The sequence below is a fragment of the Rhodococcus sp. UFZ-B548 genome (genome assembly GCF_903819475.1).
GTDB classification, from domain to species: domain Bacteria; phylum Actinomycetota; class Actinomycetes; order Mycobacteriales; family Mycobacteriaceae; genus Rhodococcus_F; species Rhodococcus_F erythropolis.
In genome coordinates this window covers 59769-72748 of sequence record NZ_CAIJDS010000016.1, presented here as the reverse complement: position 1 = coordinate 72748, position 12980 = coordinate 59769, and the positions used below count along the sequence as shown (strand labels likewise).

The 12980-nt window shown below is 64.2% G+C and carries 12 protein-coding genes; 10 read left to right on the top strand and 2 right to left on the bottom strand.

Annotation, left to right across the window (positions count from 1 at the left end; translation table 11 throughout):
- Positions 1–35 precede the first annotated feature (35 nt).
- The 7 genes from H7C86_RS15920 to tsaD all read left to right on the top strand — a co-directional run bounded on the left by H7C86_RS15920 (position 36) and on the right by tsaD (position 6631).
- Positions 36–1469 carry an NAD(P)H-hydrate dehydratase gene (locus tag H7C86_RS15920; protein WP_070386143.1) on the top strand — a complete coding sequence of 478 codons (1434 nt, stop codon included), beginning with the start codon at positions 36–38 and terminating at the stop codon, positions 1467–1469.
- Positions 1470–1524: 55 nt separating this feature from the next.
- Positions 1525–2727 (top strand): alanine racemase, encoded by a 1203-nt coding sequence (gene alr, locus H7C86_RS15915; protein WP_019747575.1) that lies wholly within the window; start codon positions 1525–1527, stop codon positions 2725–2727.
- Complete coding sequence (locus tag H7C86_RS15910) at positions 2724–3776, top strand: alpha/beta fold hydrolase (RefSeq protein WP_003940782.1); 1053 nt, start codon at positions 2724–2726, stop codon at positions 3774–3776. Before alr ends, H7C86_RS15910 begins: the two co-directional genes overlap by 4 nt.
- On the top strand, positions 3766–4257 hold the full coding sequence (gene tsaE / locus H7C86_RS15905) for a tRNA (adenosine(37)-N6)-threonylcarbamoyltransferase complex ATPase subunit type 1 TsaE (RefSeq protein WP_019747576.1): 492 nt from the start codon (positions 3766–3768) through the stop codon (positions 4255–4257). Before H7C86_RS15910 ends, tsaE begins: the two co-directional genes overlap by 11 nt.
- Before the next feature lie 136 nt (positions 4258–4393).
- Positions 4394–5092 (top strand): tRNA (adenosine(37)-N6)-threonylcarbamoyltransferase complex dimerization subunit type 1 TsaB, encoded by a 699-nt coding sequence (gene tsaB, locus H7C86_RS15900; protein WP_020906926.1) that lies wholly within the window; start codon positions 4394–4396, stop codon positions 5090–5092.
- 10 nt (positions 5093–5102) lie between these two features.
- Positions 5103–5597 (top strand): ribosomal protein S18-alanine N-acetyltransferase, encoded by a 495-nt coding sequence (rimI, locus tag H7C86_RS15895; protein ID WP_020906927.1) that lies wholly within the window; start codon positions 5103–5105, stop codon positions 5595–5597.
- A complete protein-coding gene (gene tsaD / locus H7C86_RS15890) occupies positions 5594–6631 on the top strand; it encodes a tRNA (adenosine(37)-N6)-threonylcarbamoyltransferase complex transferase subunit TsaD (RefSeq protein ID WP_020969062.1) in 1038 nt (345 codons plus the stop codon). Before rimI ends, tsaD begins: the two co-directional genes overlap by 4 nt.
- Positions 6632–6649: 18 nt before the next feature.
- Here tsaD and H7C86_RS15885 read toward each other — a convergent pair whose 3' ends face one another.
- Positions 6650–8236, bottom strand: coding sequence for an Hsp70 family protein (locus H7C86_RS15885; RefSeq protein WP_182261809.1), 1587 nt, complete (start codon positions 8234–8236; stop codon positions 6650–6652).
- Positions 8237–8397: 161 nt separating this feature from the next.
- On the opposite strand from H7C86_RS15885, the gene H7C86_RS15880 reads away from it, so the two are divergent.
- A complete protein-coding gene (locus H7C86_RS15880; RefSeq protein ID WP_020906930.1) occupies positions 8398–8958 on the top strand; it encodes a potassium channel family protein in 561 nt (186 codons plus the stop codon).
- A 19-nt stretch (positions 8959–8977) separates the two neighbouring features.
- On the opposite strand, the gene H7C86_RS15875 is transcribed toward H7C86_RS15880, so the two are convergent.
- Complete coding sequence (locus tag H7C86_RS15875; protein WP_182261808.1) at positions 8978–10693, bottom strand: TIGR03767 family metallophosphoesterase; 1716 nt, start codon at positions 10691–10693, stop codon at positions 8978–8980.
- Between the two features lie 234 nt (positions 10694–10927).
- Here H7C86_RS15875 and groES point away from each other — a divergent pair, with 234 nt between their 5' ends.
- Both groES and groL read left to right on the top strand, forming a co-directional pair.
- Positions 10928–11227 (top strand): co-chaperone GroES, encoded by a 300-nt coding sequence (gene groES, locus H7C86_RS15870; protein WP_003940763.1) that lies wholly within the window; start codon positions 10928–10930, stop codon positions 11225–11227.
- Positions 11228–11313: 86 nt separating this feature from the next.
- A complete protein-coding gene (groL, locus tag H7C86_RS15865; protein WP_019747583.1) occupies positions 11314–12924 on the top strand; it encodes a chaperonin GroEL in 1611 nt (536 codons plus the stop codon).
- The last annotated feature ends 56 nt before the right edge of the window (positions 12925–12980 follow it).

Here is a 12980-nt window from a genome sequence, read left to right as displayed (position 1 = left end):
TTCGAGGGTAGCGACGGCAACTGAAGGGTTCCGACATGCGTGGGTACTACACAGTCGATCAGGTGCGAGAAGCGGAAGCGCCGTTGCTCGACAAGCTGCCCGACGGGGTGCTGATGCGTCGAGCGGCGTACGGTCTCGCGCGAGTCGTCGCCGACGAATTACGTTCCCGTACAGGATCGGTCGCGCATCGGTCGGTGACGCTTCTGGTCGGTACCGGCGACAACGGCGGTGACGCCCTGTGGGCGGGTGCGTTGCTCCGCAAACGAGGTGTGAGTGTTCGGGCCGTGTTGCTCGATCCGGCGCGCGCTCACCGGACGGGCCTCGACGCTCTCCTGAAGGCCGGTGGCCGAGTCGCTGCCGAAGTCGGGTCGCCGGATCTGGTGATCGACGGCATCGTCGGGATTTCCGGGCACGGCGGACTGAGGCCTGACGCAGCTGAACTCGTCGGCCAGGTGGATGCACCGATCGTGGCGGTCGATCTTCCGAGCGGCGTCGACGCGAACACCGGCGCAGTGGACGGCCCGTCGGTGACCGCTGATGTGACGGTCACATTCGGTGCGCTCAAGCCGGTACACGTACTCGCGGCTCCGCTGTGTGGTCGTGTCGAACTCGTGGATATCGGATTGAGCGTCGGCGAACCGGCGTTCGGTTCGCTCGATCCGGCCGAGGTCGGTGCGCTGTGGCCGGTACCAGGCGCGGAGGACGACAAGTACTCGCAGGGTGTGGTGGGCATCGTTGCGGGAAGTGAGCAGTATCCCGGCGCGGGCGTGCTCTGCACCGGCGCCGCGGTGACCGCGACCTCCGGCCTGGTCCGCTACGCCGGGCGCGGCGCCGCCGAGGTGCTCGCCCGGTTCCCGGAGGTGATTGCGAGTGAGACGTTCCAAGCCGCCGGGCGGGTTCAGGCCTGGGTGGTCGGACCCGGTATGGGTACCGACGACGACGCCGCGCGACTTCTGGCGTCGGTACTGGCTACCGATGTACCCGTTGTCGTCGATGCGGACGGACTTACCCTCCTCGCTCAACGTCCCGAACTTGTCGCAGCCCGGACCGCGCCGACTCTTCTGACGCCCCACGCCGGCGAGTTCGCACGATTCACACCACTCGGCGACGACAGAATCGCGGCCACGCGTGCTCTCGCCGAACGCCTCGGAGTCACGATTCTGCTGAAAGGCCATACGACGGTGATCTCGGATCCCGGCGGTGAGGTCCTGGTCAACGACGCCGGCGGCTCCTGGGCGTCGACCGCAGGCTCGGGTGACATCCTCTCCGGTGTGATCGGCGCGTTGCTGGCGGCGGGTCTGAGCCCTCTCGAAGCCGGGGCCGTCGGGGCGCGGGCTCACGCGTTGGCTGCGAACATCGCCGCTGCCGGCGGTCAGAGCGATGTCGCCGGAGCACCGATTTCGGCTTCGCCGCTGCTGGGAGGTCTGCGCGAGTCGGTGCGTGTGCTTCGCTCTTTTGCCCTTGATTGAGGGTGTTCAAACCCGAACACGTGTCCGATTCTGCGCGGGTGGCAGGATTGTCGCCATGACGCTTGCCCAGGGAAGAGCACCGAAGGAGCCTGCGGAGGGGAAGGCGAGCCGACTCGACGACGCAGTAGGGCCGCAGACGGAGGCAGTCGTCGATCTGGACGCGATCGCGCACAACGTGCGTGTCCTGCGTGAATTTGCCGGGGATGCAGCGCTGATGGCGGTCATCAAGGCGGATGGATACAACCACGGCGCAGTTGCGGTGGCGCGGACGGCACTGTCGGCCGGAGCGCGGGAACTCGGCGTCACCACCATCGCGGAGGCACTGGTCCTTCGCGAGGCAGGCATCACCGCTCCCGTCCTGGCCTGGCTGCACGGCCTCGACGCCGATTTCTCCTCGGCGATCCGGTCCGACGTCGAGATCGGCGTGTCCTCCCCGCGACACCTGGCTGCTGTCGTCGACGCGGCACGGGTTCTGGGACAACAGGCGACCGTGACGCTCAAGGTGGACACCGGTCTCAATCGCAACGGCGTCTCGAGAACCGAGTGGCCGCAGATGCTCGACGACCTCGCCACTGCCCGGGACGAGGGCACGATCAGGCTGCGCGGAGTGTTCTCCCATCTTGCACACTCGGACGAACCGCATCACGACGTCATAGACATGCAGAAGCAGCGTTTGATCGAAGCGGTTGCCGACGTCCGCGCTCGCGGATTCGAACCCGAAGTCGTTCATCTTTCCAACTCCGCCGCTACAGTCACCCGTCCTGACCTGCAATTTGACATGGTTCGACCCGGAATCGCGATATATGGATTGTCTCCGGTGCCCGAACTCGGAGATTTCGGTTTACGACCGGCGATGACGCTGCGAGCGAAGGTGATTCTGGTGAAGAAGGTGGCCGCCGGAGAGGGCGTCTCCTACGGGCATCAGTGGGTCGCACCGCACGACACCACTCTTGCGCTGCTTCCCGTCGGCTACGCCGACGGTCTGACTCGTTCACTGAGCGGCAAGTTCGAAGTGCAGTTGGGCGGCAAGCGTCGCCAGGCCGTCGGGCGGATCTGCATGGACCAGGTGTTGGTGGACCTGGGGCCGGACGGCGACGGAGTTCGCGAAGGCGACACCGCGATCTTCTTCGGCAACGGCGATCACGGCGAACCCAACGCGCAGGCCTGGGCCGACGTACTCGACACCATTCACTACGAGGTCGTGACCGGAATACGTGGACGCACTGTGCGTACGTACATCGGGGGAGAGACGTCATGAAGACTGCAGGAAAGATGAGCATTCTCGGTGGCCTGCTCAGTGCTGTGGCGCTCGGCTCGATGGCCGGCGTGAATGCATTCAAGACCGCGACGCGTCCGGGCCGGGAAATCTACGCGGACGAGGACTTCGACCTCATGACGCGCGACCGCAAGAGCACGGTGCGCACCGAGGACGGCGTCGAGCTGGCAGTTCGCGAAGTGGGACCGGATGACGCTCCGCTGACAGTCGTTTTCGTGCACGGGTACTGCCTGAGTGCGCTGTCCTGGCATTTCCAGCGCCGCCAGCTCGAAGAGCGATGGGGCAACAAGGTTCGCATGGTGTTCTACGACCAGCGCGGACACGGAGATTCAGGTATGCCGCGTTCGAAGAGTTGCACGGTCTCGCAGCTGGGCCGCGACCTCGCGACTGTCGTCGAGGCCAAAGTGCCCAAGGGACCGATAGTTCTCGTCGGCCACTCGATGGGCGGCATGACGGTGCTCGCGCTCGCCGGTCAGCGACCCGAATGGTTCGAGGGCCGAGTCATCGGCGTCGGGCTGGTCGCGACGACGGCGGCAGGGCTGGCCGAGACCGGTCTGACCCGCAATCTGCAGAATCCGATCATCGACGGGTTCCGGTTGGCAGTGCGCACCTCGCCAGGAGTGGTTCAGCACGCCCGGGGCGCTGCGCGAGTACTGATCACGCCGATCCTGCGTGCAGCGTCGTACGGCACCGATGTCAGCCCACGACTGCATGAGCTGTCGGACGGCATGCTCGACCGGACCTCGGTCGTGACCATCGTCAATTTCTTGCGGACGTTGGAACTGCACGACGAGTCCGCGTCCCTCGAGGTGCTCGCGCACACACCGGCAGTCGTGATCTGCGGCGATCAAGACATGATGATTCCGTTCATCAGCTCCAAGCGTCTCGCTGCCGATCTCCCCGAGTCTGAACTCGTGAGAGTTCACGGGGCCGGCCATCTGGTGCAGCTCGAGTTCCCGGCGATCGTGACGGACGCAATCGACAAGCTGGTGCAGCGTGCACAGGTAGAAGAGCGGTCCGATGTCGGCTGAGAACGCCACGGGACTTCCCGAATCCGGACAGATCACGTTGGAAACGGCCGAGGATACCGAGGCTTTCGGCCGACGGTTGGCGGCGGGACTTGTTGCCGGCGACCTGGTGGTGCTGGACGGGCCACTCGGGGCGGGCAAGACCGCGTTGACGCGCGGAATCGGCGCCGGGCTCGGAGTGCAGGGCCGGGTGACGTCCCCGACGTTTGTCATCGCTCGTGAGCATCGTCCGGGCACCCGCCCCGGCGGCGGAGTTCCCGTCGGCATGATCCACGTCGACGCATACCGGCTGGGAGACAGCGGACCGCATGCGCTCGACGAACTCGATGCCCTCGACCTCGACACCGACCTCACCGATGCAGTGGTGGTGGTCGAATGGGGTGGTGACGTCGTGGAAAGGCTCGTCGAACGACACTTGCGCGTGCAGCTTCATCGGGAACCTGAATCGGATGTGCGGACTGCGAGTTGGTCCTGGACGTCGTGAAACGGCGTTTGGTGTCGCAGACGTCGTGAAACGGCGTTTGGTGTCGCAGACGTCGTGAAACGGCGTTTGGTGTTACGGACGTAGTGACCCTCCCGGGCCGGAAGTAGTTCTTCACGTGCGGGTACCCTGAGAAATCGTGCTTGTTCTCGCAATTGACACCTCCACTCCGGCAGTCACTGCCGGTGTCGTCTCCCTGTCTGCTCCGTCACCGGACGCAGAGTCACCGGGCACCGAGTCGCCTGGCACCGAGTCACCGGGCACAGTGGAGACGCTTGCCGTGCGTGTCACGGTCAATCCTCGTGCGCACGCCGAGGTCTTGACCCCTCACGTCCTCGAATGCCTCGCCGAGGCCGGGCTCACGCCGGCAGAGTTGAACGCCGTCGTCGTGGGTGTCGGGCCGGGGCCGTACACCGGACTGCGTGTCGGCATGGCGACAGGCGCTGCCTTCGGTGACGCACTCGGTGTTCCCGTGTACGGCGTGTGCAGCCTCGACGCCATCGCGGCTGCGGTACCGACCACACAGAGCCTGCTCGTCGTGACTGACGCGAGGCGTCGCGAGATCTACTGGGCGCGCTACGACGGCGGAGTGCGCGTCGAAGGGCCGGCTGTGAATTCCGCCGGCGACGTTGATCCTTCGCCTTCGACGCTGATTGCCGGATCTGCTTCGCACGTGGACTTCTTCGATCTGCCCGTCGACCCGGCGGAGACACCCTCACCGGCCGGCTTGGTCACAGTCGCTGCTCGCGAGATTCTGGCCGGATCGGTTCCGGCCCCGCTCGAGCCGCTGTACCTCCGACGCCCGGACGCGAAGACCCTCGCAGAACGTGGCAAGTGAGACAGAGCAGATGAAGTACAGCATCGAGCCGATGAATGTCGATGACGCCGAACGGTGCGGGGAGCTGGAGCGCGCGTTGTTCGCGGGCGACGGACCCTGGAGCGCGCAAGCGTTCGTCTCGGAACTTGCGGGCGCACATAATCATTACTTCGTTGCCAGGGAACCCGACGGTCACGTCCTCGGCTACGCCGGAGTCGCGTTGTTGGGCGCGTCGCCGAACATGGAGGCCGAGGTTCACACCATCGGTACCGATCCCTCGGCTCAGCGACTGGGAATCGGCGGCGCGTTGCTCGATGCGCTTCTGACCCTGGCGGATTCACGGCAGTGTCCGGTGTTCCTGGAAGTGCGCACCGACAACGACCCTGCCATCGCGCTGTACCGGCGCGAAGGATTCGAGATCGTCGGAACACGAAAGAAGTACTACCAGCCCAGTGGGGCAGATGCGTACACGATGAGACGGCCCGCCGTGCTCGGTGTCCGCGAAATTGAGGAGCAGCAAGCATGATCGTCATGGGTGTCGAAAGCTCTTGCGACGAAACAGGTGTCGGTATCGTTCGCTGGAACGGTGACGGAACCTGCGACCTGTTGGCCGACGAGGTGGCATCGAGCGTGGATCAGCACGCCAGGTACGGGGGAGTGGTTCCCGAAGTAGCCTCGCGGGCTCACCTCGAGGCGATAGTGCCGACGATGCGCCGTGCCCTTGCTGCCGCCGGTATCGAGAAGCCCGACGCACTTGCCGTCACCATCGGACCCGGCTTGGCCGGTGCGCTACTGGTCGGTGTCGCCGCCGCGAAAGCCTATGCCGCAGCCTGGAACATACCGTTCTATGCGGTCAATCATCTCGGCGGTCACGTCTCGGTTGACACTCTCGAGCACGGTCCGTTGCCCTCGTGCGTCGCATTGCTGGTCTCAGGTGGTCACACGCACCTGCTTCACGTCGAAGATCTGGGCAAGCCCATTGTCGAACTGGGCACGACTGTCGACGATGCCGCCGGTGAGGCCTTCGACAAGGTGGCCAGACTGCTCGGGCTCGGCTTTCCAGGCGGACCGGCACTCGATGCTGCTGCGCAAGAGGGAGATCGGAACGCGATCGCCTTCCCTCGCGGCATGACCGGTCCGCGCGATTCGCGGCACGACTTCTCGTTCTCGGGACTCAAGACGTCCGTCGCCCGCTATGTCGAATCGAAAGAGCGCGCAGGCGAGGCCTTTTCGATCCCGGACATCGCTGCCTCGTTCCAGGAAGCGGTTGCCGACGTCCTGACGATGAAGGCAGTGCGTGCAGCCGAGGACGTCGGGGTCGACACGTTGGTTCTCGGCGGCGGCGCCACGGCCAATTCACGTATCCGTTCACTCGCCGAGCAGCGCTGCGCCGAAGCCGGCATCACGTTGCGCATTCCGAAACCTCGACTGTGCACGGACAACGGCGTGATGATCGCTTCGTTGGCTGCCCACCTGATCGGAAATGGTGCAGGCCCTTCGGAATTGAGTGTTGCCACGGACCCGGGGCTGTCGGTCTCGGTCAGCCAGTTGATGCGCTGAGAATCAACCGACTGAGAATCAACCGACTGGGACCGGTTCCCGATCCAGTGTGGTCGCGGGGCCGGGTTCGGGCGTCGAGGTATTCGGTTCACCGGGTTTTGTCGTCGGATCACCACCGGGGGTGGTGAGTTCGGTTTCGGTGGAACCGGATCCAGGATTTTCCGGCGTCGTCGGGTTTTCGCCGCCGCTCTCACCCGGGCCGAGACCGCCGCCGGGGTTTGCCTCGGTCGGATCGACCGGGGGAGTCGCCTCGGTGTCCGGAAGCGTCGGCCACCACGCCGGTGGATCGGGCAGCGTGATTCCGGGGATGGTCGGCCAATTCGGGGTGGTCGTTGTCGTCGTCGGCGGTGTGGTTGTCGTCGACGTGTCCGGTATCGGCGCCGGCGGAAGCGTGTACTGATGAGTTGTGTACGAGTGCGTGTCGAACGGCTGTGAGTCGAACGGCGTTGTGGGATAGCCGTACTGCGGGAAAGTGCTGCCCACTACCGAAGGCAGAGGATCATGCGAGGGGATGATCGTCGATCCGGTGCTCGGCGTCGCTTCGGGGCTCACCGTCGTCGTGGTCGAACCGGTTCCGACAGGCGAGACCGCGGTGTCGTCGGTCGGCACCAATTCCTTTGCGCCGTAGCCGAGTACTAGTCCGCCGACCACGAGCGCACCGATCAAAGCTCCCGAGACCTTGGCGGTGGATCCCGAGCGCTGGTCACTTCCGGAGCCCAGCAAGGGGAAACGAATTGCGGTGATCGAATCTGCCAGGAGTGCAGCACCTTTGGTTGCCGCAGTCTCGGGCTCGACGATCTCGACCAAGGGGAGGTCGACGGCAGCGGCGACGGCGGACCGCACGGCCGGAATGTGTGCGCCACCGCCGATGAGCACAACGGCACCGACCGGCCGCGGTGAGCCGTTCACGACTTCACGGATGAAGGTGACGGCGCGCTCGATATCCGGGGCGATGATGGCTTCGAACTCGTCGCGCGTGATCGCCATTGCGTCGACGGGAAGGTCGATGGTCACCTTGGCGGCCGTGGACAGTTGCTCTTTCGCGACGTGGCACCGGGCAGCAAGAAGCTCCGCGTCGGTGTACCGGCGCAGGTGCCCTGGCGCCTTCTCCGTCACGAAGTCGACCAATGCCCGGTCGATTCCGGCCCCCGCGAGGGCGTCGATACGGTCGGAATGCAGAACTTCACCGGTGTGATCGACGACGGACACCGTCAGACCCTGATCGCCGACGTCCACCTGAGCTGTCGTGTCGTACCGCTCGGTTTTCCCGGTCTCGGCGAGATACGCGTGTACGGCGGCAGGTTCGGGGATGGCACGGACCTGCTTCGGCGAGCGCGAGAGAGATGACCTGATGCTCGCGAGCTGGTCGTCCGTGCGATAGCTGACACCGATCGAGCGCGGCGCTTCAGATCCGTCCGTTACCTGCGTCGTCATCAGCTTGATGGACGCCCGGACGAGGTCACCGACGTTGGAATTGGCCTGATCCGCCGAGACGAAGCGAGTCTCGGCAGGCACCGCTCCTGGCGCGTTTGTGCTGGTATCGGTGTCGACGAGTGCTGAATAGACACCGGAAGATCCAGTGGAAATTCCCAGTGAACAACTCATCGCGCACCTCCTCACAGTCAATACCGGTCAATGTTCAATCGACCGCCGTTATATGAACGTTACAGAAGGTTCGTGAGGATTGCTCAGTGCTTTTTGTCTCCATGACACCCTTTTCGGACCGAAAGGGTGGTTTTACCTGCGAAATTGTCGATCATTGATTCATGCGGAAAAAAGGCGATTCTCCCCACATCGACCGGGATCGACGACGCGCGCTGATCCGGGGTGCGGTGCTTCGACCCACGCTGACGATGATCGCCTTCGGATGTGCGTACTTCTTCCTGCCGTGGATCGATGTCCACACAGTGGGTGCGATTTTCCTCTTGATCGGTGGAGGGGCAGCGGTGCTTGCCGTGACGACCTGGCAGGTGCGTCGAATTCTGCGTTCCGATGTGCCTTCTCTACAGGCGGTCGAAGCAGTGGCGGTCGTGATGCCGACCTACTTGCTGTTGGTGTCCATCACCTATTTTTCGGTCGAGCATGCGAGTGCCGGCAGTTTCACCGAACCGCTGTCGCGTATGGCGGCCCTGTACTTTTCGCTGTCGGTGTTCTCGACCGTCGGCTTCGGCGACATCGCTGCACAGACGGACCTTGCCAGGGGACTCGTGAGCCTTCAGATCGTCTGCAATCTGGTGTTGATCGGATTCGGCGTTCGATTTGTGGTTGCCGCAGTGTCGTGGGCGAAAGCGCACCGCTCGCCTTCGAGCGGACCTGAAATCACCTAGGACACTGCGGCAATCGGAGTCATCGTCCGGTGTGGACCAACAATTCGACGTTCTGGTCGACGCCGGTACCCGTCAACTTCGGGTCGCGGTGGATGTCGTTGAACGACAGTTCGCGGTACAGCGAGGCGAGCCCGGCTGCCGACTTGTCGCTGTACTCGACTGAATTGGGACTTTCCGCTTCGAAGAGCGTCGCAAGCAACGACACCGTTCCGTCGTGATTGTCCGCGATCTCGATGATGCGCCCGAGCTGTGGGTAGTCGATGTGAGAGGCGGTGTTGATCTCCCAGAAGCCCTGCTCGGGGGTCGCGCCGGGCCACGGGGTGATCTTGTTCTCGTGGGTGTGTCCGTTCACCCAGGCAAGTACGTTCGGGAAACGATGCAGCAAGTCCAGAAGCTGTGAACCGCGCAGGCGCGGCTCGAGGACGTTCTCGGGGTCGGGAATGAGATTGTCCATCGTGTCGCTCGTGTGGTGACTGAACAGCACGAAATAGGTGTCACTGCGCGACTCGGTGACGCGAGAGCCCGCGGCGTCGTAGTAGGTGCTGCTGCCGGTGCGCAGGGTGTTCTCGATCCACTGGAACTGAGCGGCGCCCAGCGAACCGTCGACAAGGCCTGCGCGGTTGGTGGAGTCCATGCTGATGCCGACGACGCCCGGTGCGATCTGGAACGAGTAGTAGCCGATACCGGTTTCGCCGGCGTCGGGGGCGAAACCGTGCCCGACAGGGCCGGGGCCGGTGTGCGCGGGATCAAGGTGTGCGGCGATGAACTGCCGGGGTGTGAACGGTGCGCGCGACGGGTCGGGGGTGACCTGGCGCGGCGGCGTCGTGAAGGCGGACAGGATTCCGGGAATCGCACTGGGATCGAACTTGGTGGCGATGTCGATCTGCTTGGCCTGCTCCGGTGAACCGGGCACCTCGAATTTGAGAGATCCCGTGTACATCGCTTCGAGCGGTGGGATGCCGCTGGGCACCGTGCCCGACACCGAATCGTCGTGGTTGCCGAACACGCAGTACCAAGGGGTGTTCAGGCCGGGGCTCGACACGGGAGTGAAAGCGGCACCGAAGAAGTCCGGAATCTCCGGGAAGCCGGCCTTCTTGTACATGTCGAGCATCGGTGACTCGGGGTTCCAGTACAGATCGGCACCCGAGTTCTGCACACCCTCGTAGCGGTCCTTGGCGCCGGTGTTGGCGACGACGGTTCCGCCGTTGAGTGAGGTGAGGAACCAGTCGAGTTCGGCGAATTCCTTGTTGTCCGTGTTGTCGCCGGTGGTGACAACGGCATCGAAGGGGCGCGAGGTGTGCGGGCCGCTCCCGATCGAATTGACGCGTCGGACAAGCGAAATCAGCCCGTGCGCCGTCAAGGTCTCCTGGGGGCGGAACGCCGAGCCGGTGATCTGATGGACGTATTCGAAGCGCATGGGGGACTGGGCGTCGACGATGTGGACGTCGGTCAACTGCACGAGTGAGGCGAGCGCGGTGCGTCGGTCCTCGCGTCCTGACTTCGGCTCGGCCAACTCGCTGCGCACGATGTTCGCCCAACCGGGACCGGCGGTGAGCCTGGTGTAGCCGCTGCTGCTGACGGGCGTGGACACGGACTCGAGAGTGGTGCCGGGACCTGACGTCGGAATGGTCGACGCGCCTGCGTATTGCAGGCCCCACGGCTTGCCAAGGCTGACCGCGCCGACGGCGCCGAGTCCGGCGAAGGTCAGAAAACTACGGCGATTGATGTTCGTCACGAAGTGAACAATAGGTGAACGTGGTGGACGGCTGTCCTGTTTCGCTCTGGACGAAGAGAAAAAATGCGCCCAGTCCTTGAGGGTTGGCACTCTCACGTATAGAGTGCCAATTGGCGCTGATCGAGTTCCGGCACCCGCGACGACGGGACTGCAGTGACGCGCCGTAAACGGCATACCCAAACAGCTGTCCGAGGATCGCCTCGGACGCACATACCCCAAAGTGGAGGGCTCATCGTGGCGAGCGTCAACATCAAGCCGCTCGAGGACAAGATCCTCGTCCAGGCCAACGAGGCTGAAACGACGACGGCTTCCGGCCTGGTCATTCCTGACACAGCCAAGGAAAAGCCCCAGGAGGGCACCGTCGTTGCAGTCGGCGAAGGCCGCGTCAACGAGCAGGGCAACCGCATCCCGGTCGACGTCAAGGAGGGTGACACGGTCATCTACTCCAAGTACGGCGGAACCGAGATCAAGTACGCCGGCCAGGAATACCTGATCCTGTCGGCACGCGACGTGCTGGCTGTCGTCTCCAAGTAAGACACACGTGATCCGCCCCGGAGTCCACACAGGATCCCGGGGCGGAATGCGTTCACGCCCCGAAGATTCAGGAGCTGACAGAACAGATGTCCAAGCAAATTGCGTTCAACGAGACCGCACGCCGCGCTCTCGAAGCCGGAGTCGACAAGCTTGCCGACGCCGTCAAGGTGACCTTGGGCCCGCGTGGACGCCACGTCGTGCTCGCCAAGGCATTCGGCGGCCCCACCGTCACCAACGACGGTGTGAGCATCGCCCGTGAGATCGAGCTCGAAGATCCCTTCGAGAACCTCGGCGCACAGCTCGTCAAGAGCGTCGCCACCAAGACCAACGATGTTGCCGGCGACGGCACCACCACCGCGACCGTTCTGGCCCAGGCCATCGTCCGCGGCGGACTCAAGAACATCGCAGCGGGCGCGAACCCGATGGCGCTCGGCGTCGGCATCAACGCCGCAGCCGACAAGGTCGTCGAGGAACTGCTCGCCGCGGCCACCCCGGTCGAGGGCGAGAAGTCGATCGCCCAGGTCGCCACCGTCTCCTCGCGTGACGAAGAGATCGGCAAGCTCGTCGGCGAGGCACTCACCCGTGTCGGAACCGACGGCGTCGTGACGGTCGAGGAATCCTCCACCGTTGCAACCGAACTCGTTGTCACCGAAGGCGTTCAGTTCGACAAGGGCTACCTCTCGCCCTACTTCGTCACCGACATCGATGCGCAGAAGGCCGTCTACGAAGATGCGTTGATCCTGCTCTTCCGCGAGAAGATCAGCTCACTTCCCGACTTCCTGCCGCTGCTCGAGAAGGTTGCCGAATCCGGCAAGCCGCTCTTGATCATCGCCGAGGACGTCGAGGGTGAAGTTCTCTCCACCCTGGTGGTCAACTCCATCCGCAAGACCATCAAGGCCGTCGCCGTCAAGGCGCCGTTCTTCGGTGATCGTCGCAAGGCATTCCTCGACGACCTCGCAGTCGTCACGGCAGGCACCGTCATCAACACCGACGTCGGCCTCTCCCTGAAGGAAGCCGGCCTCGACCTGCTCGGCAGCGCTCGCCGCGTTGTCGTCACCAAGGACGAGACGGTCATCGTCGACGGTGCCGGCACCGCTGACGACATCGCGACCCGCGTCGCGCAGTTGCGTCGCGAGATCGAGAACACCGATTCGGATTGGGACCGCGAGAAGCTCGAAGAGCGTCTGGCGAAGCTGTCCGGCGGCGTGGCCGTCATCAAGGTCGGCGCAGCCACCGAAACCGATCTCAAGGAACGCAAGTTCCGCGTCGAGGATGCGGTCAACGCAGCCAAGGCAGCAGTTGCCGAGGGCATCGTCCCCGGTGGCGGATCGGCTCTCGTTCAGGCCGGTACGGCTCTGATCGGGAACCTCGGCCTGTCGGGTGACGAGGCCACCGGCGTTGCCGTGGTCCGTGAAGCCCTCAACGCTCCGTTGTTCTGGATCTCCAGCAACGCAGGCATCGACGGATCCGTCGTTGTCAGCAAGGTCGCCGAGATGACCAAGGGCGAAGGCTTCAACGCTGCCACCCTCACCTACGGCAACCTGCTTGCCGACGGCGTCGTCGACCCGGTCAAGGTCACTCGCTCGGCAGTGGTCAACGCCGCTTCCGTCGCGCGCATGATCCTCACGACCGAGAGCGCTGTCGTCGAGAAGCCGACCGAGGCAGTTGCCGACACCGGACACGGTCACAGCCACTAGCTCGCTGCTCGTAGTTTCGACAAAGAAGAGATCCCCCACCGGATTCCGGTGGGGGA

What these genes read in the sequence shown, in the direction of transcription:
- H7C86_RS15920 (WP_070386143.1), top strand. Translation starts at nt 36, where the DNA reads ATGCGTGGGTACTACACAGTCGATCAGGTGCGAGAAGCGGAAGCGCCG.
- alr (WP_019747575.1), top strand. Translation starts at nt 1,525, where the DNA reads ATGACGCTTGCCCAGGGAAGAGCACCGAAGGAGCCTGCGGAGGGGAAG.
- H7C86_RS15910 (WP_003940782.1), top strand. Translation starts at nt 2,724, where the DNA reads ATGAAGACTGCAGGAAAGATGAGCATTCTCGGTGGCCTGCTCAGTGCT.
- tsaE (WP_019747576.1), top strand. Translation starts at nt 3,766, where the DNA reads ATGTCGGCTGAGAACGCCACGGGACTTCCCGAATCCGGACAGATCACG.
- rimI (WP_020906927.1), top strand. Translation starts at nt 5,103, where the DNA reads ATGAAGTACAGCATCGAGCCGATGAATGTCGATGACGCCGAACGGTGC.
- tsaD (WP_020969062.1), top strand. Translation starts at nt 5,594, where the DNA reads ATGATCGTCATGGGTGTCGAAAGCTCTTGCGACGAAACAGGTGTCGGT.
- H7C86_RS15885 (WP_182261809.1), bottom strand. Translation starts at nt 8,236, where the DNA reads ATGAGTTGTTCACTGGGAATTTCCACTGGATCTTCCGGTGTCTATTCA.
- H7C86_RS15880 (WP_020906930.1), top strand. Translation starts at nt 8,398, where the DNA reads ATGCGGAAAAAAGGCGATTCTCCCCACATCGACCGGGATCGACGACGC.
- groL (WP_019747583.1), top strand. Translation starts at nt 11,314, where the DNA reads ATGTCCAAGCAAATTGCGTTCAACGAGACCGCACGCCGCGCTCTCGAA.